The following is an 18,303-nucleotide window of genomic DNA, read 5'->3' as shown; positions in this document are numbered from 1 at the left end:
GTCGGCGAGTGCATACGCACGCCTTAGCCGACGGCCTGCGCCCGCGTCGGTCGCTGTGGCTCTCGCGGCGTGCCCGGTGGTCGGCCGCGATCGTCGCGGTCCTCGTCGTGGCCGTGCTCGCCGGCGCGTTCGTGTATCGGCTCAACCAGCGGCCCTACGCGTTCGACCGGCTCACCCCGGTCGGTGAGACCGGCCTGCCCGGCGCCGTCGAGGGCCCCGGCCTGCGCGCGTTCCTGGACAGCGGCCGGGCGTTCGTCGGTTACCAGGCCGGTGAGGGGCGCTTCCACCTGCGCGCCGTCGACGTCGACAAGCCCGGCGGCCCGGCGATCTGGACCAACACGGCGCTCACCGCCGTCGAGTCGTTCAGCTTCGCCCGCGGGTCCGTGATCGTCACCGGCGCCCCGGACAGCGCCGGCCGCCGCACGATCACCCTGCTCAACGCGTCCAACGGGGTGCCGTTCATCGCGTTCGAGGTCGTCGCCGGGGACCGCTGGGAACTCGTCGGCAAGTACTTCGTGCGGTACCGCGGCGCCGACCACAAACTCGTCGTCACCGACGTCGGCACGCAGAAGGAGATCGCCGTCCTCGACCAGCCGGGCGGCCCGGCGAGCTTCTGGCTGACCGACAACTGGAGCCACCAGCAGGTCCCGACGTCACCGGACGGCGCCGCCCTCGACGAGCCGCTGACCGTCGACCCGCACCTCGTGCGTACCGTCGCCGACCGCGGCATCGAGGTGCTGAGCCTGTCCAGCGGCAAGCCGGACGACGCGGCGCCGGGCGTCGCCGGGCCGGAGGACCTCGTCTACCCCTACGAGGAGCAGGTCTTCGTCGCCGCGCCCGGGCCCGGGGTCCGCGTCCAGGCGCACGACCGGTTCAAGCTCGGCAAGGTCCAGTGGACGTGGACGTCACCGGACGCGCAGGCCCGCGTCGGGTCGCTCGCCGCGTGCGGGGAGCGGCGCGTCTGCGTGGTCGAGCCGCACCGGGTGACCGCCCTGGACATCCGCACCGGCGAGGTCGCGTTCCGCGTCGACGTCGACGGCGCCAAGACCCTGCTGCCCGTCGGTGACCGGGTCATGCTCCGCGACCACAGCGGCGCGGTGCTGCTCGACGACACCGGTCGCGTGGTGCGGCGCTGGCCCGGCAGGCGCGCCGCCCGCCTCGACGAGGGCAGCTACCTGCTGCTGCCCGCCGAGACGCCGACCGGTCCGTTCAGCCTGCTGGGCGTACAGGCCGGCAACGGCGCGACCCGAGACCTGGGCGCCCTCGAGGTGGCGCTCGGCACGTGCACGTGGAGCCACACGTATCTGGCGTGCGCGTCGGCGCCGGGCCGGTTCGTCTTCTACCGGGTCAGGACGCCCTGGTACTCGGGGCGGCTCTGACCCTGCTTCTCCCGGCGCCGCCGCCGCGCCAGGCGGAAGATCGTCACCGCGCCGATCGCCACCCACACGATGTTGAGCACGGCCGACGGCCAGGCGTCGTTGACGGCCGAGTTGAGCGCGAGCGCCGCGCCGCCGGCGATGTTCAGGCTCTGGAAGACGGCGCCGTCGCCGGTGATCCGTTTCGTGGACACGAGGGCGTACGCGGCGAGGAGCCCGGCGGCGCCCGCCCAGCCGATCAGCGCGATCATGACAGCACCGCGTAGGCGCGGACGGTGAACGTGCCCATGCCCGCGATCCGCGGCGGCACGGCCGTGAACCTCCACCCGTCCAGCGGCAGCCGGTCCAGGTCGGTGAGGTGCTCCACGACGAAGATGCCGGCGTCGAGCAGCCCGGTGTGCGCCGGGCGGGTCAGGTCGGCGACGTCGTCGATGTTGACCGAGTCGATCCCGACCAGCGCGGGCCGCCGCGCCACCAGCCATTCGACCGCGTCACGGGTCAGGAACGGGGCGGCCGGGTCGCCGTACTGTTCCGAGCCGAAGTGCCGGGACCAGCCGGTGCACACGAGGACGGCGCGATCGGTGACCTCCGGTGCCGTGCGCTGCAGCAGCGCCGCGTCGATCGCGCGTTCGCCGGTCGCGTCGACGAGCACCCCCGGCAGGTCCGCGACCCGCTCCAGCGGGACGTCGGTGAGGTCGCCGCGGCCCTCGAACCGGTGCGCGGGTGTGTCGAGGTACGTGCCGGTGTTGGCGATCAGGTCGATGCGGCCGATCTGGAAGTCGGTGCCGGGCGCATACCTGCCGCGGGCGTCCTCCCGGGACAGGTAGTCGCTGATCACGGGCCCGGGCATGCCGGGATAGGTGACCAGACCGGCGTGGATGGGGTGGCTCAGCTCGATGAAACGACTCACGCCTCGCATCGTGGCAGACAGCGCAGCTAACGTGTGAGCGAGATTTCCTACAGTTGGACTGAAGCGGGACTGCATTGAACCTTGATCCGCGCCGCCTCGCGGTGCTCGCCGCGATCGCCCGGCGCGGGACCCTCGCCGGCGCCGCGACCGCGCTGCACGTCACCCCGTCGGCGGTGTCGCAGCAGCTCGCGCACCTGGAGCACGCCGTCGGCCGGCCCTTGGTGGACAGGTCCGGGCGGCGCGCCGTGCTGACCGCGGCCGGCCGGGTCCTCGCCGCCCGGGCCGAGGCGATCGAGCGGGAGCTCGCCGAGGCGGAGCGGGAGCTGGCCGCCATGTCCGGCCGCGCCGCCGGCCTGGTCCGGGTGGGGGCGTTCGCGACCGTGATCCGGCACATGCTGATCCCGGCCCTGGCCACGCTCGCCCGCGACCATCCGGACGTGACCTGCTCGATCACCGAGCTCGACGGCCCGCCCGCGCTGCGCGAGCTGCGGCTCGGCGGCCTCGACGTGACGATCACCGAGCGGGACGCGTCGCTGGGCCTGGAGTCGCGGCGGCAGGTCAGCGTCGTGCCGCTCGGCGAGGACCCGTACCGGGTCGTGGTGCCCGCCGACTGGCCGCCGGTGCACTCGTACGGCGACCTCGTGGACCGGCCGTGGGTCGCCGGGCCGCCGTCCTCGACGACCGGGCAGATCCTGGACCGGCTCGGCCGGGAGCGCGGCTTCACCCCGCGCCGGACGCACGCGTGCGTCGACTATCCCGTGGTGCTCGCGCTGGTCGCGGCGGGGCACGGCGCCACGATCGCGCCGGACCTGGCGCTGCGGGACGTGTCCTCGCTGCAGGTGCGGGTGACCGACCTCCCGGTCGCCGGCGCGCGCCGGCTGGACGCGCTGGTCACCGCCGGCAGGGCGGCCCTGCCGGCGGTGTCGGCGCTGCTGGCGGCGTTAGTAGATTGACATGTGCACGTGGTTGGTGTGGTCGCTGCTCGGGTCGCCCTGACCGCTGCCGTACGCGTGCCAGCCGCCCGCGGGCGTCCAGATCTGCTTGAACCAGATCACGTACATGACGCCGAGCCCCTGGGCGTTCTTCACCAGCCAGGCGGCGAGCTGCGTGCCGTACTCCTTCGACGCGCCGGTCGCCACACCGCCGAAGCCCTTCGCGTCGGCGGCGAAGTCGCAGGCCCGGCCCTTGGGATGCTCGTACGGCTCGCCCGGCGGCCGCCAGCACGACACGAAGTGGCTGAAGCCCGCCTTCCGCACCTGCTGCAGGGCGTGCAGCGTCCGCGGGGTCAGGCAGCCCGACGTCGTCGGGTCCTCGGCGCCGCACGACTCGGCCGGCCAGGAACCGTCGGCCCGCCGGGGCGCGGCCTCAGCGGTCTTGGCGGTGGTGTTGCCGCTCCACGTGGTGGACGCGTCGACGGCGTTCCTCGCCTGGGCGAGGGCCTCTTCGAGCTCGGCCTTCTGCTTCGCCATCACCGCCATGCTGGCCTGCTGCTTGGCGACCTCGGCGTCGATGGTCGCCTTCGTCCTCGTCAGCTCCTCGCGGGTCTTCGTCACCTGCTTGAGCTGCTCGGCGTTGCCGCGCGCGATGACCTCCAGGGTGCTCACCCGGTCGGCGAACACTCCGGGTGTACCGCTGTCGAGCAGCGTGGCCGCGCTGCGCAGGCCGCCGCCGTTCTGGTACGCGGCGACCGACATCGACTGGGTGTCGTCGCGGAGCCTGGCGTACCGCGGCTCCAGCTCGTCCTGTTGCTGCTTCAGGGTCGCCTGCCGGGCGAGCGACGCCGTCAGGACGTTCTGCGCGTCGATGTACGCACGGTTGGTCTCGTCGAGCTTCTTGATGAGCGCAGGGTCGCCACCCTCACTGGCGTTCGCCGGTGAAGCCGTGCCGAGCACCGCGGCCGGGGTCAGGAGGATCGCGAGCGCCGTCAGGGCGGCGACGATCCACGGAGGTCTGGACATACTGTTCCCTCCATCGGCCGCCTACCGGGTGAGCTGACGGATTCGGGACGGAACAGTCGCCCCTACCGCTCCGATTCGAGCGGATTCACCCCAAGAACGTGGTTCCCCGGCCCGCTGGGCACGGCTCGGCGGCGGCCCTCGCCGGCACGGTCGGTGCCTACGAGCGGGGCCGCGAAGACCCTAACCACCTGCGCTTTCACCCTTTGCGCGGACCGTTGGCGACGTCCCGGTGGCGGTCGGCCGGGTGGTCGGAACGGTGGTAAACTAGCCTCCTAGGAAGGTTTGGGGGACATGAACAGGGTCATTGCGGGGTAAGCGGACCTGGTCAAGGCAAGCAACGGAAGGGGTCTCGGACATGTCGAGAAGTGCTACGAGCACACCGGCCACCGTCGAGGACTGCCTGCGCGTCGGCGCGGGCTTCTCCCAGGGGGACAGGGTCTGGATCGCCGAGCAGTTCGCCACGCTCGACAGCTACCTGGCCGGGTTTCCCGTCGACTCCACCGAGCTCGAGGTGTCGGTGAAGGACCGGTCCGCCCGTGGACAGAAGGTGACCCTGGAGTGCTGGATCGCCGGCCACCAGAAGATCGTCACGACATCGTCGGAGGAGGACCTGCACACCGCGATCAACGATGTCCGCGACGACCTGCGCCGCCGGCTGAGCGACGTGAAGACCCGCCAGGAGCCGCGGCACAACCGTCACCTTCGTGAGACCACCATCAACGACGTCATCTCGCCCGAGCTGACCCCGCCTTTGGACGCGGCCTCCGTCGGCGCCGACGCCGTCGTCCCGGATCAGCAGGAGCGGACCGCCTGACGCTCGGTTCGATCGCGGGGCGCGGACGTCGGTCCGTGCCCCGCGGTGTTTCCTTGGCCCGGGTGTTTCCTTGGGCCCGGGTGTTTCCTTGGCCCGGGTGCTTCCTTGGCCCGGGTGCTTCTTCGGTTCGGGTGCTCCTGGGTTGGGGTGTTCTTGGTTCTCGGTGACGTGTCGGTTCGAGGTCAGAGGGTGGCTTCGCGGTAGAGGAGCCTGGTGGTGGCGTGCTCGTCGAGGGTGGCTCTGACGATGAGCCGTTCGAGGCCGGCGAGGAAGCCGAGGGGGCCGCGTTCGCCGAGGAAGCCGTGCTCCGCGCACAGCATCAGTTCCGCGGTGTCGCCGAGGTCGGTGAGGAACATGAAGAAGTTCGCGCCCTTCGGGGTGCGGTCGATGACGGGGGCGCGCAGCTTCGTCGCCGGGAGCGCCGCGTGGATCGCCTCGGGGAGGTCGGACGGGAGCGCGGGCGGTGACTGGTCCTGGGCGGAGAAGCGGGTGTCGTTGAAGAAGCAGTAGCCGTCGGGCGTGATCCCGCGGTCGGCGGCGACGTCGGCGAAGAGGGCTTCGAGCTTGGCCGGGTCGTATTCGCAGTGGGCGTACGCCACCATCGCGGCATCCGAAGCGCGGCGCAGCAGCTCGCCGACGGTCTCCTCGGCACGTTCCGCGGGGCGGGCGTCGTGTTGCCCGGCGCGGACGCTGCCCTGCTCGGCCCGGACGTTGCTTTGCTCGGCGCTGACGCTGCCTTGCTCGCCGCGGACGCTGCCTTGCTCGCCGCGGACGCTGGATTGCTCGGCCCGGGCGTCGTCTCGTGCCGCGCGGGCGTCGGGTTGCCCGGGGTGGATGTCGAAGGCGAGCCGGAACAGGGCGTTCTGGTTGAAGGCGGCGACCAGGGCGCGGCTCGCCGGGCGGAAGCGGGTCGCCACGATCATGCGCAGGAGGGCGTCGGTCTCGCCGGTGTACGCGGCCAGCTGCAGCGTGATGCCCGCGAGCAGGACCGTCGCCGGTGGGACGCCGAAGCGGGCGGCCAGGCCGTTGGTCGCCAGGGCCAGGGCGGGGGACTGGATCTGGCCCCAGTCGAGGTTGGGCGGGCGGCCGTCGCGGATGCTCTCGATCATGCGGGTGGGGACGCCGGTGAGGTGCTTCGACCAGTAGCCGAGCGCTTTCGCCTCGCGGCGCAGGCCGACGGGGGAGGTCTCGTAGTCGACGCGTTGCAGCGGCTGCTGGCCCGGGTCGACGACGACCGGCGGATCCTGGAGCAGGTTGAGCAGGTCGCCGCGGACGATCGCGAGGCTCGTGCCGTCGACGGCCATGTGGCTGGCGGCGAGCAGCACGGCGACCGGCTCGTCGTCGCGGACCAGCACCGCGGCCCGCAGCGGCAGGTCGGCGCCGATGTCGAACCAGGGTCTGCGCAGCTGCTCGCCGAGGTCGGCGGCGGCCTCGTCGGTGCCGCGGTCGCCGATGTCGTGGACCTGCAGCGGGAGGTCGCCCTCGCCGACGACCCGTTGCCGCGGCCCTGCGGGGGTGTCGACGTAGAGGGTGTGCAGGGAGTCGTGCCGTTCGACGAGGTGGCGCAGGGCGTCGGCGACGTCGCCGAGGTCGCGGCCGGCGGGGACGGGGCACCGGACGAGGAGGTTGAGGGTCGAGTCGTCCGGCGGTAGCCAGCGGAACACGTCCCAGATCGCGGTCTGCGCCCAGATGAGCGGTCCTTCGGCGGCGCGGCCGGTGCTGAAGTGCACGGTGGTGGGAGGTAAAGGCATCAAGTCACCTTCTGCCGGAACTGGGTCAGGGTGAGCGCCTAGAAGTTACGACCGCCGTTGAACTTTTTCAATCGTCCGTACGAATCTTGCCAACTCCGGTAAACGCAGCAAACAATGGCGGAGTTCGATAGGTTGGTTCGCATGTGGCGGATCACCGTGGATCACACGTGCATCGGGTCGGGCAGCTGCGTGGGCATCGCCCCGGACCGCTTCGAGCTGGACGACGTCGAGGGGCGGGCGCATCCGGTGCGCCAGGACGTCGAGCCCGACGACGAGGCGGTCCTCGACGCCGTGGCGTCGTGCCCCATGGAGGCGATCAGCGTCGTCGACCTGGCCACGGACCGGCCGGTGGAAGTCTGACCGCCGCGCCCCGCGTCACGCCGGGGGGTGGAAGGCGGTGAGGATCGCGTCGGCGGCCTGGCCGGGGGTCATGGTGCCGGCGCGGACCTGGGCTTCGAGGTCCGGGGCGAGGGCGCGGACCGCGGGGTCGGCGTGCAGGCGGTCCAGCAGCGTGCCGCGGGCGGTCTCCCAGATCCACGCGACCTGCTGCGCCTCGCGGCGGCGGGCGAGGTCGCCGGACGTCGACAGGTGGTCGTGGTGGGCCTCGAGGCGGGACCACAGCTCGGGCAGGCCGGCGCCGGTGAGGCCGCTGCAGGTCACGACCGGCACCTGCCAGGCGGGGCCGGGGGCGGAGCCCTGCAGGAGGCGCAGCGCGCCGGCGAGCTCGCGGGCGGCCTTGCGCGCGTCGGGCTCGTGCGGGCCGTCGGCCTTGTTGACGGCGATGACGTCGGCCAGCTCCAGGACGCCCTTCTTGATGCCTTGCAACTGGTCGCCGGTACGCGCGAGCGCCAGCAGCAGGAACGAGTCCACCATGCCGGCGACGGCGGTCTCGGACTGGCCGACGCCGACGGTCTCGACCAGGACGACGTCGTAGCCGGCCGCCTCGACGACGGTCATCGCCTCGCGGGTCGCGCGGGCCACCCCGCCGAGGGTGCCGGAGGTGGGGGAGGGGCGCACGAACGCGGCGTCGTCGACGGCGAGCCGGGCCATGCGGGTCTTGTCGCCGAGGATGCTGCCGCCGGTGCGGGTCGAGGAGGGGTCGACGGCGAGGACCGCGACCCGGTGACCCGCGCCGGTCAGGTGGACGCCCAGCGCGTCGATGAACGTGGACTTGCCGACGCCGGGTACCCCGGTGACCCCGACGCGCCTGGCCTTGCCCGCGTGCGGGGTCAGCGCGACGAGCAGCTCCTGGGCGCGAGCCCGGTGGTCGGGGCGGGTCGACTCCACGAGGGTGATCGCCCGCCCGATCGACGCCCGGTGCCCGGCCAGGACGCCGGCCAGCAGGTCGGTCACCGGCGCAGCTGGGCGAGCAGGTCCAGGGCCGCGTCGGCGATCACCGTGCCCGGCGGGAAGATGGCGGCGGCGCCGGCGGCGCGGAGCTCGTCGAAGTCCTGCTGGGGGATGACCCCGCCGACGATGACGAGGATGTCGTCGCGGCCGAGGGCGGCGAGGGCGTCGCGCAGCGCGGGGACCAGGGTGAGGTGCCCGGCGGCGAGGGAGTTGACGCCGACGATGTGCACGTCCGCCTCGACGGCCTGCCGGGCGACCTCGTCCGGCGTCTGGAAGAGCGGGCCCACGTCGACGTCGAAGCCGAGGTCCGCGAACGCGGTCGCGACGACCTTCTGCCCGCGGTCGTGCCCGTCCTGGCCCATCTTCGCCACGAGGATGCGGGGGCGGCGGCCCTCGGCCTCGGCGAACTCGGCGGTGGCCGCTCGGACCCGTTCGATGTTTCCGGCGTCGCCGGCCTCGTCGCGGTACACCCCGGAGATGGTACGGATCTGCGCGGTGTGCCGCCCGAACACCTTCTCCAGGGCGTCGGAGATCTCGCCGACGGTGGCGTGCGCGCGGGCCGCGTCGACGGCGAGGGACAGGAGGTTGCCGTCCGAGGCGGCGCCGGCGGTCAGCGCGTCCAGGGCGGCCTGGGTCCGGGCGGCGTCCCGGGAGGCGCGCAGGCGGGCGAGCTTCGCCAGCTGCTGGGCGCGGACGGAGGAGTTGTCGACCTTCAGGACCTCGATGGGTTCGTCGGCGTCGGGGCGGTACTTGTTGACGCCGATCACCGGTTGCCGGCCGGAGTCGATGCGGGCCTGGGTGCGGGCCGCGGCCTCCTCGATGCGCAGCTTCGGGATGCCCTCGTCGATGGCGCGGGCCATGCCGCCGGCGGCCTCGACCTCCTGGATGTGCTGCCAGGCGCGGGTGGCGAGGTCGTGGGTGAGCTTCTCCACGTAGGCGCTGCCGCCCCACGGGTCGATGACCCTGGTGGTGCCGGACTCCTGCTGCAGCAGCAGCTGCGTGTTGCGGGCGATCCGCGCCGAGAAGTCGGTCGGCAGGGCCAGGGCCTCGTCGAGGGCGTTGGTGTGCAGCGACTGGGTGTGTCCCTGCGTGGCGGCCATCGCCTCCACGCACGTGCGGACCACGTTGTTGAACACGTCCTGCGCGGTCAGCGACCAGCCCGACGTCTGGCAGTGCGTGCGCAGGCTCATCGACTTCGGGTTCTTCGCGCCGAAGTCGCGGACCAGGCGGGCCCACAGCAGCCGGCCGGCGCGCAGCTTGGCGACCTCCATGAAGAAGTTCATGCCGATCGCCCAGAAGAACGACAGCCGCGGCGCGAACACGTCGACGTCGAGGCCCGCGTCGCGACCGGCGCGCAGGTATTCCACGCCGTCGGCGAGCGTGTATGCGAGCTCGAGGTCGGCCGTCGCCCCGGCCTCCTGGATGTGGTAGCCCGAGATGGAGATCGAGTTGAACTTCGGCATCTTCTCCGAGGTGTACCGGAAGATGTCGCTGATGATGCGCATCGACGGTGCCGGCGGGTAGATGTACGTGTTGCGGACCATGAACTCTTTGAGGATGTCGTTCTGGATCGTGCCCGACAGCTTCTCCGGCGCGACGCCCTGCTCCTCGGCGGCGACGATGTACAGCGCCAGGACCGGCAGGACGGCCCCGTTCATCGTCATCGACACGCTCATCTTGTCCAGGGGGATGCCGTCGAAGAGCTGCCGCATGTCGAGGATGGAGTCGATGGCGACGCCCGCCATGCCGACGTCGCCGGCGACCCGCGGGTGGTCGGAGTCGTAGCCGCGGTGCGTGGCGAGGTCGAACGCGACGGACAGGCCCTTCTGCCCGCCGGCGAGGTTGCGCCGGTAGAAGGCGTTGGACTCCTCGGCGGTGGAGAACCCGGCGTACTGGCGGACCGTCCACGGCTGCGTCGTGTACATCGTCGGGTAGGGGCCGCGCAGGTAGGGCGCGATCCCCGGGTAGGTGTCGAGGAAGTCGAGCCCGTCGAGGTCCGGCGGCCCGTAGACCCCGGCGACGTCGATGCCCTCGGGGGTCTGCCACGCCTCGCCCGGGTCCGGCGGGGTGGCGTCGACGCGGGGGGTGCCGAGGGCGACCTCGGTGAAGTCGGGGATCACGGCGTCACCAGTCCCAGGTCCGAGTGCGTGCGGCGGAGCACCTCGAGGGCGTCGCAGCCGGTGTACAGGTAGTCGTCGACGTGCTCGTAACCGGCGGGTCTGCCCGCCAGCCATACGGTCTTGACGCCTTCGGCCTTGAGCCGGCGCGCGGTGTCCTCGGCCTCCTCGGCGTAGGAGCGGTCGGAGCCGCAGATGCAGGCGACCTCCGGCGATTCTCCATTGTGGACGGTGCGGATGCCGCCGGCGGCGAACAGGTTCGCCGCGAACGACGCCCGTGCGGTGTGCGCCGCGACCGGGCCGAGCGTCACCAGGCTCACGACCTTGTCCGAGGCGTCGGCGGCGTCCCTGAGGGTCTCGTAGGCTTCGGCGTACCGGTGCCGCGGCAGGCCGCCGGAGGGTGCCTGCGGTGCGGGGGCGCGGACCGGCCGCCGCTCCTCCAGCGACGCGAACTCGCTGACGCCGGTGATCGGGTCCTGCCGGTGCGCGATCCGGTCGGCGCGGCGCTGCCAGGTCGCCGCGACCCGGTCCGCGACGAGGCCGCTGTCGAGGGCGGCGCGCATCCCGCCGGCCCGCTCCACCTCGACGAACACGTCCCAGGCGGCGTGCGCGAGCGCGTCGGTGAGCGACTCCACGAACCACGAGCCGCCCGCCGGGTCCAGGACCCTGGCGACGTGGGCCTCCTCGACCAGCAGCGTCGAGGTGTTGCGGGCGATCCGCCGGGAGAACCCGTCGGGCAGGCCGAGCCGCGCGTCGAACGGCAGCACCGTGACCGCGTCCGCGCCGCCGACCCCGGCCGCGAAGCAGGCGACGGTGGTGCGCAGCAGGTTCACCCACGGGTCGCGGGCGGTCATCATCGCCGGGCTGGTCACCGCGTGCTGCAGCTGCGCGCCGAGGTGCGGCACGTCGCAGACGGTCGCGATCCGCGACCAGATCCGCCGGGCCGCGCGCAGCTTCGCGATGGTGGCGAACTGGTCCTGGCCGGCCGCGTAGCGGAACTCCAGCTGCCGTAGCGCCATGCCCGCGCTCAGGCCCGCGTCGACGAGCGCCCGCAGGTATGCGACGCCGGTCGCCGCGGCGAAGCCCAGCTCCTCGGCGTCGCTGCCGCCGGCCTCGTGATACGGGGTCGCGTCGACCGTCGCCACCCGCACCGACGCCGGGGCCAGCTTCGAGAGCCTTCCCAGCACGCCGAGGTCCGCGGGTGTGCCGGTCCTCGCCTGCAGGCCGAGCGGGTCGGCGCCGAGGTTGCCGAGCTTGTCCTCGCCGGGCAGCCCGAGGAACACCGTCGCGGCGTCCTGGGTGTGCTCGCCGCAGTCGAGCACGACGGGGGCGAGGTCGAGGTAGACGCCGTCGAGGACCTCGGGGATGCTGCCGGGCGCGATGCCGTCCAGCCAGATCGAGGTCGCCCCGTTCTCCAGGTCGGCGAGGATCGCCTCGCGGGTCGCCTTCGCGTCGGGGTCCGCGTGCCGCTGCCGCACGTCCCAGGCTCTCGGCTGGGCGCCGCCGCCGCGGATGTACGGCGACTGTCCGGGCCACCCGACCGCGGGCAGCGCTTCGGTGTCGCCGGCGGTGAACAGCGGCGCCACGGCGATCCCGTCGTAGGACACGCTGCCGAGCAGCTCCGCGACGGACTCCGGCGGCGTGTCGTCGCCGGCGGCGCCGGACTTGCGCAGGACCGCGAGCGCCAGCCGCCGCCACTGCTCCGGCCCGCCGCCGTCCTCGAACCCGGCGCCCAGCCGCAACACAGCGTCACTCATGAGCGGATGGTAAGGGCCTGGAACGGCGCCCCGGCAACCGTTGTGAAATGGTCCACCCGTTGAATATCTCACCGATTCACCCGCTTCGCCCCCTCCCCGGCACCCCCGTCCGGAAGGTCTAGGCGAATCAGGGGACGCGGGCCATCGCTTCGACCGTGGTCGATCGCCGGGGCGGTCGCGACCCGCCCGGGGATGCACCGCCGGAGACGGCGGGACCGCCCGCTTCCGGGCCCGGCGAACCTGACCGCTTACCCAGGCCGGGCGCGGTACGCACATGGGTCTCGCGGTACATGCTGACAAAACCGGACAAAGTTGGGCGGGATGTCATCCGGACGGGTGACCTTGGCGTCACCGCGGACCGCGGGCGTCGTTCCTGGGGCAGCTAGGTCTCCCCCATGCCGAGCGAACGGACCGACGCGATGAAGCCGGGTATCGGTGGCGCGCACAGATCACGAGGCCGGGTGCTCATGGCCTCGGCACCGCTCACGCTGGCCGTCGCCGCGGCCGTGCTCGTCGGCGGGCCGCCGCTCGGGCTGCCACCCGGCGTCGCCGTGCTCGTCGCCGCCGCGGCCGCCGCCACCCTGCACGCCGTGTGGCTGCTCCGGCTCGCCGCCGGTGCGGGACCGCGGACCGGGCGGCCGGCGCTGCCGCGCGAGACGGTGTTCAGTCTCGCCGCGCTCGCCGCGGGGATCTTCGCCGCCGGGGTGTCCGCCGTGGCCGCACCCGTCGCCGCCTACCTGGCCCCGGCTGCCGGGGTCGCGCTCCTCGCGGGCCTGCTGAAGCTCCCCGGCGTCACCACCGGCACGGCCGGGGCGCTGCGGCGCGCCCTGGACGGGATCTGCGTCGCGCTGTGGAAGTTCCTGACGCTGCTCGTCCTCGTCCTCGACCCGCGCCACCCGAGCCCCGCCGTCTTCGCCGCCTGCCTCCTCGCCGTCGTCGGCATCACGATCGCCGTCGTCAGCGGGGTCCGCGCGCCGTTCCCGCGCATGCCCGCCGTCACCGCCGCCGGTGGCGTGGCGCTGCTGGTGCTCGGCCTGGCGGTGCTGCCGCTGCGGCCCGACGGCGACGGCCCGTGGCTGCTCGTCGCGGGCGGGCTCCTCGTCCTCGGGCCGGTGCTCGTGTGGGCCGGGACGTGCCGGTCGGTGTACGTGGACCGCCGGCCCGTCCGGGCCGCCACCGACGGCACCCTGATCGGCGACCCGCTGCTCGTCGCGCCCGTCCTCGCCGGCGCCGCCGCCGTGCTCTACACCCTCGTCAGCCGCGGGCAGCTCGGCACCCCCGCCATGGTCATCGGCGCTCTCGCGGTGCTCGCCGTCGCGGTACGGGAGCTGCAGGAGACCCTCGCGCTGCGGTCGTACAGCGGCCAGCTCGACGCGCAGGAGGCGACCTTCCGCACGCTGGTCGCCGGGTCCAGCGACGTGATCGTGGTGCTCGACCGGGACCTGTCGGTGCGCTGGCAGTCGCCCGCCGCGGCGCGCCAGTTCGGGCTGTCCGACCAGGACGTCGTCGGCCGCCCGTTCCGGCACCTCGTGCACCCCGACGACATCGGCGCGGTGCCGCTGGACCGGACGACGCCGCAGCCCGTCCGGGCACGGCTCCAGGACGGCTTCGGGGCGTGGCGGCCCGTGGCGGTCACCGTCACCGACGAACGCGACAACCCGCGGGTCGAGAGCGTCGTCGTGCACCTGCGGGACGTCAGCGCGCAGCAGGACCTCGAGCACAGCCTGGAGCGCACCCAGCGGGCCGACCCGCTGACCGGCCTGGCCAACCGCGGCGCCCTCCTCGCCCACCTCGGCGGCAAACGCGGCTACCTGATGACGATCGGCCTGGACGGCTTCGCCGGCGTCAACGACCTGCACGGACCCGACGTCGGCGACGCGCTGCTCGTCGAGGTCGCGGCCAGGATCCGCGGCACGGTCGGCCGGGACGACCTGGCGGCGCGGCTCAACGGCGACGAGTTCGCGGTGCACACCGGCGCCGACGAGGTGCACGCGTTCACCCTCGCCACGCGGCTGCTCGGGGAGCTCGGCGAGCCGTACCCGCTGCCCGGCGCCGACCTGCAGCTGTCCGCCGGGATCGGGCTCGCCCCGGCCGACGGCGGGGCCGAGGAGTCGCTGCGCCGCGCGGGCCTGGCGCTGCGCCGGGCGAAACGCGGCGGCCGCGGCAGGGTCGAGTGGCACGACGCCGCCGTCGAGGACGCGTACGTGCGGCGGGCCACGCTCGAGCAGAACCTGCCGCAGGCGGCGGACCGCGGCGAGCTGGACCTCGCCTACCACCCCGTCTACGACCTGGTCGAAGGGCACCCGATCGGCGTGGAGGCACTGCTGCGCTGGCGGCACCCGACCCTGGGCACGGTCCCGCCGAAGGAGACCCTGCAGGTCGCGCGGGAGCTCGGGATCACCGGCGAGCTGCACGACTGGGTGCTCAACAAGGCGTGCCGGCAGCTGTCGTCGTGGCAGCACGAGGGGTACCGGCTGTGGATGTCGGTCAACGTCGCGATCGACGACCTCGTCGCCGACGGGTTCGCGGCCCGGCTCAGCGTGACCCTGGACAGTCACCAGATCGACCCGGCGGACCTGGTCGTCGAGCTGTCGGAGCTGGAGCTCGGCGCCGACCTGGAGCGGGCGGTCGAGCCGCTCGCCACGGTGCGGGCGATCGGGGTGCGCACGGCGCTGGACGGCTTCGGCACCGGGGCCACGTCACTGGCGCACCTGCGGCGCCTGCCGACCGACGTGCTGAAGGTCGACGGCTCCCTGTTCGCGTCGCAGCCGGCGACCGGCGCGGCGGCGGCGCCGATCATCGACGTCGTGGTCAAGCTCGCGCAGCGGCTCAACGTGACGGTCGTCGCCCACGGTCTCGAGGCGGAGCGGCACCTGGAGGTCGTGCGGACGGCGGGCTGCCGCTACGGCCAGGGCCACTACTACGGCACGCCGGGACCGGCGGAACGCATCGAGGCCGCCCTGGTGCGGCAGCGGACCTGGTAGGGGAGTTCACGCCGGCTTCGCCGGTACCGGCCGATCGCGGTGGACGTGCAGGACGCTGAACGTGATCGGCTGGTCGGGCTTGCCCTGCCAGCCGACAGCGAGGCGGTGCGTCTCCCGGGTCGACGGGAAGAGCATCTTGCCGGTCGCGACGACCGGCAGGCCCAGCTTCGCCGGCTGCGCCCCGCGGTTCTTGAGGTTGCCGCCGACGACGTTGATGAGCTCGCCCATGGCGTCCGTGACGTCCTGGTCGGTGACCTCGTCGGGGTCCATCGCCAGCATCAGCCCCGTGATGTCGTTGGCGGCCACCGCCGGCACCAGCACCCGCACGTGCCCCTCCCAGGCGCCGGTGATCGACACCGCGGCGGTGATGGGCCGCATGTCCAGCGCCGGCTCCTGGTCCGTCGTGTGGGCCTCCGACTGCTGCAGATACGCGTCCCAGACCTCGTTCACGATCTCGACGAGGTCCCGTTCGGCGAGGCCGGACTCGGTGATCGAGTCGTCCACCATGCGCACTCCAGAGGTCGTGTGGTGCTGTGCCTACCCCCGCATGGTGACAGCCGAAAGTGGCAGTTCCGCAGAAACCGGAAAACTCGTCACCACCAGTCCGGGCGGGTCTTCGCCGGGTCCGGGCCGGGCGGGTCGAGCTGCAGGACGAGCAGGTCGGCGTCCTCCTCGACGGGCACCGGCTCGGTCTCCGCGGTCGCGGCGGCGCGCAGGGCGGCGAAACCGGACTCCAGGTCCGCCTCGGTGAGGTGGTCGAACGTGGAGATGGCGCGCAGCTCGATGCGCTCGGCGTAGGCGCGGAGGCTGGGCGCGAACCGCTCCCGGACCTTGTCGAGCGCGACCAGCGGCAGCCCGAACGCGTCGATGGTCTCCTGGAACGTCGGGAACAGCCGCCGCTCGACGGCGCGGGCGGCAGGGAAGTACTCGTGCCAGCGCAGGTCCGGCAGGCGGTCGCCGAACACGGTGCGGATCAGCAGCCGGCCGCCGGGGCGCAGCACCCGCCGGATCTCCGCGCCGGCCGCCGGCCGGTCCGTGACGTGCTGCAGGACGAGGAACATGAGGACCAGATCACAGGACGCGTCGGGCAGCGGGACGGCGGTGGCGCTGCCGGCCAGGTATCGCACCCGCGGGTGGGCGGCGTCCCGCTCCGCGACGGCCCGCATCCGGTCGGCGGGCTCCACGCCGTACACCTCGCAGGGCGCGAACGCGTCGGCCAGCAGCGGCGTGAAGCGGCCCGTCCCCGACCCCAGATCCAGGACCGTCGACGTCTGCGGCGGCGCCCACCGCCGGAACGCGGCCGTCCACGCCTGCCCGGACTCCGGCGTCAGGGCGCGCCCCCGGGCGTACACCGTGGGCTGGTAGCCGTTGTAATCGGTCGTCATCCTGCGATTCTCGCCGATGCCGGGTAGGCTTCCGGGTTCACCGAGCGAGGAGGAGGTGTGGGATGAGGACCTCGGCGACGTTGCGCGCGACCGCGGTGAGCCTCGCGCTGAGCGTCTGCGCGATGCTGCTCGGCCTCACCCACGCCCATTACGCCCTGCCCGGCGACATGTTCCAGGTCCCGCGCACCGCGAGCGTCACGTCCGCGGTGCCCGGCGCCGACGCCCCGCAGGGCCGCAAGCTCCCGCGGGCGTCCGGGGACTCCGACCTCCACGCCGGGCCGCACTGGCTCGCCGTGCTGCCCGGCGTCGCCGAGATCGTCCCGCCGCGGGCGTGGTCGCCCGCGACGGCGGTCCCGGCCGCCGTCCACAGTGGACGGTGCGTTGTCGCGCCGGGCTGCCGGGGTCCTCCCGCCTCCTGAAGTTCTTCGTGTCCGCAGCCGTGGCCCAGCCGGGTCGACGGTTTCGTTTGCGTTGCCCTTTCGGAGGTCGATCGTCATGTACCGCATATCGCCGCGTCCCCGTCACCTCGTCACGCCGCACGGCCCGCCGGGCCGCCGATGAGCGCCCTGGCCGCGATCGTCATCTTCACGATCGCGTTCGTCCTCATCGCGACCGAGAAGGTCCACCGGGTCGCCGTCGCCCTGTTCGCCGCCGGCCTGATGGCCCTGCTGGGCCTGGTGCCGGGCAAGGACGTGTTCTTCTCCGAGCATGCCGGCATCGACTGGAACGTCATCTTCCTGCTGCTCGGCATGATGATCATCGTCGGTGTCATCAAGCAGACCGGCGTGTTCGAGTTCCTCGCCATCTGGGCCGCGAAACGCTCCGGTGGCCGGCCGTACAAGCTCCTCGTGCTCCTCATGGTCATCACGGCAGTGGCGTCGCCGTTCCTGGACAACGTCACCACGATCATGCTGGTCGCCCCGGTGACCGTCCTGGTCTGCCGCAAGCTGGGGACCTCGTCAGCGCCGTACCTGATCGCGGAGGCGCTCGCCTCCAACATCGGCGGCGCCGCCACCCTCATCGGCGACCCGCCGAACATCATCATCGGCAGCCGCGCGGGCCTCACGTTCAACGACTTCATCGTGCACATGGCGCCGATCGTGGTCGTGCTCTTCATCCTGTTCGTGCTCCTCGCCTGGGTCATGTTCCGCAAGCGCTTCGAATACCACCCGGAGCGGGTCGCGGAGGTCATGGCCCTGGACGAGCGCGCCTCGATCAAGGACCACCGCCTGCTGTGGCGGTGCCTGGCGGTGCTCGCGCTGGTCGTCACCGGGTTCGCGCTGCACGCCGTGATCCACGTCGAGCCGGCCATCATCGCGCTGCTCGGCGCCGGCCTCATGGTGCTGGTGTCGCGCGTGGAGACCGCCGCCTACCTGGAGGAGGTCGAGTGGTCGACGCTGGTCTTCTTCATGGGCCTGTTCGTCATGGTCGGCGGCCTCGTGGAGACCGGTGTCATCCACCGCATCGGTGCCTGGGCGACCGGCCAGGTCGGCGACAACTACTTCGCCGCGGCGTCCGGGCTGCTCTTCGGGTCCGCGGTGCTGGGCGCGTTCTTCGACAACATCCCGTACGTGGCGACGATGGCCCCGATCGTCGAGGACATCGTCGCGACCACCCCGGACCCGGCCACCGGCCAGTCGCTGTGGTGGGCGTTCGCCCTCGGCGCCGACTTCGGCGGCAACGGCACCGCGATCGCGGCCAGCGCCAACGTCGTCGTCCTGGGCATCGCGGCCCGCTCCGGCGAGCCGATCAGCTTCTGGCAGTTCACCCGCTACGGCATCGTCACCACCGTGATGACCACGGTCATCGCCTGGGGCTACGTCTGGTTGCGGTACTTCTCCTGAGGCCCGGGGAGGGGGGGGGGGGGGGGGGGGGGGGGGGAGGGTGGGGGGGGGGGGGGT

At 72.9% G+C, this 18,303-nt stretch carries 15 protein-coding genes, 1 pseudogene and 1 riboswitch; of the genes and pseudogenes, 7 read left to right on the top strand and 9 right to left on the bottom strand.

Annotated elements, in window-relative coordinates; translation table 11 throughout:
• Positions 1-8: 8 nt before the first annotated feature.
• A complete protein-coding gene (locus ACZ6TV_RS41815; RefSeq protein WP_465304693.1) occupies positions 9-1,379 on the top strand; it encodes a hypothetical protein in 1,371 nt (456 codons plus the stop codon).
• Here the strand turns inward: ACZ6TV_RS41815 and ACZ6TV_RS41810 are convergent.
• Entirely contained in the window at positions 1,340-1,627 is a 288-nt protein-coding gene (locus ACZ6TV_RS41810) for a CBU_0592 family membrane protein (protein ID WP_465304691.1), read from the bottom strand. The two genes, ACZ6TV_RS41815 and ACZ6TV_RS41810, sit on opposite strands and share 40 nt — an antisense overlap.
• Complete coding sequence (locus tag ACZ6TV_RS41805) at positions 1,624-2,295, bottom strand: cyclase family protein (RefSeq protein ID WP_465304689.1); 672 nt, start codon at positions 2,293-2,295, stop codon at positions 1,624-1,626. The genes ACZ6TV_RS41810 and ACZ6TV_RS41805 overlap by 4 nt, the downstream gene beginning before the upstream one ends.
• A gap of 65 nt (positions 2,296-2,360) precedes the next feature.
• Between ACZ6TV_RS41805 and ACZ6TV_RS41800 the strand changes: the two genes are divergently transcribed.
• Positions 2,361-3,239, top strand: coding sequence for a LysR family transcriptional regulator (locus ACZ6TV_RS41800; protein ID WP_465304687.1), 879 nt, complete (start codon positions 2,361-2,363; stop codon positions 3,237-3,239).
• On the opposite strand, the gene ACZ6TV_RS41795 is transcribed toward ACZ6TV_RS41800, so the two are convergent.
• Positions 3,228-4,244 (bottom strand): coiled-coil domain-containing protein, encoded by a 1,017-nt coding sequence (locus ACZ6TV_RS41795; RefSeq protein WP_465304685.1) that lies wholly within the window; start codon positions 4,242-4,244, stop codon positions 3,228-3,230. The genes ACZ6TV_RS41800 and ACZ6TV_RS41795 overlap by 12 nt on opposite strands.
• A gap of 3 nt (positions 4,245-4,247) precedes the next feature.
• Positions 4,248-4,385: riboswitch (cyclic di-AMP (ydaO/yuaA leader) on the bottom strand.
• Between the two features lie 214 nt (positions 4,386-4,599).
• Between ACZ6TV_RS41795 and ACZ6TV_RS41790 the strand changes: the two genes are divergently transcribed.
• Positions 4,600-5,058, top strand: coding sequence for an HPF/RaiA family ribosome-associated protein (locus ACZ6TV_RS41790; RefSeq protein WP_465304683.1), 459 nt, complete (start codon positions 4,600-4,602; stop codon positions 5,056-5,058).
• 182 nt (positions 5,059-5,240) lie between these two features.
• Here ACZ6TV_RS41790 and ACZ6TV_RS41785 read toward each other — a convergent pair whose 3' ends face one another.
• Positions 5,241-6,809, bottom strand: coding sequence for a condensation domain-containing protein (locus ACZ6TV_RS41785; protein ID WP_465304681.1), 1,569 nt, complete (start codon positions 6,807-6,809; stop codon positions 5,241-5,243).
• A gap of 141 nt (positions 6,810-6,950) precedes the next feature.
• Between ACZ6TV_RS41785 and ACZ6TV_RS41780 the strand changes: the two genes are divergently transcribed.
• Positions 6,951-7,169, top strand: a complete 219-nt coding sequence (locus ACZ6TV_RS41780; RefSeq protein WP_465304679.1) for a ferredoxin — start codon at positions 6,951-6,953, stop codon at positions 7,167-7,169.
• A gap of 15 nt (positions 7,170-7,184) precedes the next feature.
• On the opposite strand, the gene meaB is transcribed toward ACZ6TV_RS41780, so the two are convergent.
• The 3 genes and pseudogenes from meaB to ACZ6TV_RS41765 form a co-directional block, all read right to left on the bottom strand.
• Entirely contained in the window at positions 7,185-8,162 is a 978-nt protein-coding gene (meaB, locus tag ACZ6TV_RS41775) for a methylmalonyl Co-A mutase-associated GTPase MeaB (protein WP_465304677.1), read from the bottom strand.
• Positions 8,159-10,210: pseudogene (gene scpA, locus ACZ6TV_RS41770) on the bottom strand (methylmalonyl-CoA mutase); the annotation flags it as partial. The gene meaB and the pseudogene scpA, both read right to left, overlap by 4 nt.
• Before the next feature lie 65 nt (positions 10,211-10,275).
• A complete protein-coding gene (locus ACZ6TV_RS41765) occupies positions 10,276-12,033 on the bottom strand; it encodes a methylmalonyl-CoA mutase family protein (protein WP_465304675.1) in 1,758 nt (585 codons plus the stop codon).
• A gap of 395 nt (positions 12,034-12,428) precedes the next feature.
• Between ACZ6TV_RS41765 and ACZ6TV_RS41760 the strand changes: the two genes are divergently transcribed.
• On the top strand, positions 12,429-15,017 hold the full coding sequence (locus ACZ6TV_RS41760; RefSeq protein ID WP_465304673.1) for a putative bifunctional diguanylate cyclase/phosphodiesterase: 2,589 nt from the start codon (positions 12,429-12,431) through the stop codon (positions 15,015-15,017).
• Positions 15,018-15,023: 6 nt separating this feature from the next.
• Here ACZ6TV_RS41760 and ACZ6TV_RS41755 read toward each other — a convergent pair whose 3' ends face one another.
• A complete protein-coding gene (locus ACZ6TV_RS41755) occupies positions 15,024-15,524 on the bottom strand; it encodes a chemotaxis protein CheX (protein WP_465304671.1) in 501 nt (166 codons plus the stop codon).
• A gap of 86 nt (positions 15,525-15,610) precedes the next feature.
• On the bottom strand, positions 15,611-16,402 hold the full coding sequence (locus ACZ6TV_RS41750) for a class I SAM-dependent methyltransferase (RefSeq protein WP_465304669.1): 792 nt from the start codon (positions 16,400-16,402) through the stop codon (positions 15,611-15,613).
• A 62-nt stretch (positions 16,403-16,464) separates the two neighbouring features.
• On the opposite strand from ACZ6TV_RS41750, the gene ACZ6TV_RS41745 reads away from it, so the two are divergent.
• Both ACZ6TV_RS41745 and ACZ6TV_RS41740 read left to right on the top strand, forming a co-directional pair.
• Entirely contained in the window at positions 16,465-16,821 is a 357-nt protein-coding gene (locus tag ACZ6TV_RS41745) for a hypothetical protein (protein ID WP_465304667.1), read from the top strand.
• Between the two features lie 138 nt (positions 16,822-16,959).
• Positions 16,960-18,246, top strand: coding sequence for an ArsB/NhaD family transporter (locus ACZ6TV_RS41740; protein WP_465304665.1), 1,287 nt, complete (start codon positions 16,960-16,962; stop codon positions 18,244-18,246).
• Positions 18,247-18,303: the final 57 nt, after the last annotated feature.

Source organism: Dactylosporangium sp. NPDC051087, assembly GCF_055586325.1.
Note: the sequence above shows the minus strand (reverse complement) of the source record. Positions and strands in the feature narration are given on the sequence as shown.

Excerpts from the sequence above, each read along its gene's own strand:
- ACZ6TV_RS41810 (WP_465304691.1), bottom strand. The coding sequence starts at position 1,627 with ATGATCGCGCTGATCGGCTGGGCGGGCGCCGCCGGGCTCCTCGCCGCG.
- ACZ6TV_RS41805 (WP_465304689.1), bottom strand. The coding sequence starts at position 2,295 with ATGCGAGGCGTGAGTCGTTTCATCGAGCTGAGCCACCCCATCCACGCC.
- ACZ6TV_RS41755 (WP_465304671.1), bottom strand. The coding sequence starts at position 15,524 with ATGGTGGACGACTCGATCACCGAGTCCGGCCTCGCCGAACGGGACCTC.
- ACZ6TV_RS41795 (WP_465304685.1), bottom strand. The coding sequence starts at position 4,244 with ATGTCCAGACCTCCGTGGATCGTCGCCGCCCTGACGGCGCTCGCGATC.
- ACZ6TV_RS41785 (WP_465304681.1), bottom strand. The coding sequence starts at position 6,809 with ATGCCTTTACCTCCCACCACCGTGCACTTCAGCACCGGCCGCGCCGCC.
- ACZ6TV_RS41780 (WP_465304679.1), top strand. The coding sequence starts at position 6,951 with ATGTGGCGGATCACCGTGGATCACACGTGCATCGGGTCGGGCAGCTGC.
- ACZ6TV_RS41790 (WP_465304683.1), top strand. The coding sequence starts at position 4,600 with ATGTCGAGAAGTGCTACGAGCACACCGGCCACCGTCGAGGACTGCCTG.
- ACZ6TV_RS41740 (WP_465304665.1), top strand. The coding sequence starts at position 16,960 with ATGAGCGCCCTGGCCGCGATCGTCATCTTCACGATCGCGTTCGTCCTC.
- ACZ6TV_RS41760 (WP_465304673.1), top strand. The coding sequence starts at position 12,429 with ATGCCGAGCGAACGGACCGACGCGATGAAGCCGGGTATCGGTGGCGCG.
- ACZ6TV_RS41765 (WP_465304675.1), bottom strand. The coding sequence starts at position 12,033 with ATGAGTGACGCTGTGTTGCGGCTGGGCGCCGGGTTCGAGGACGGCGGC.
- ACZ6TV_RS41750 (WP_465304669.1), bottom strand. The coding sequence starts at position 16,402 with ATGACGACCGATTACAACGGCTACCAGCCCACGGTGTACGCCCGGGGG.
- ACZ6TV_RS41745 (WP_465304667.1), top strand. The coding sequence starts at position 16,465 with ATGAGGACCTCGGCGACGTTGCGCGCGACCGCGGTGAGCCTCGCGCTG.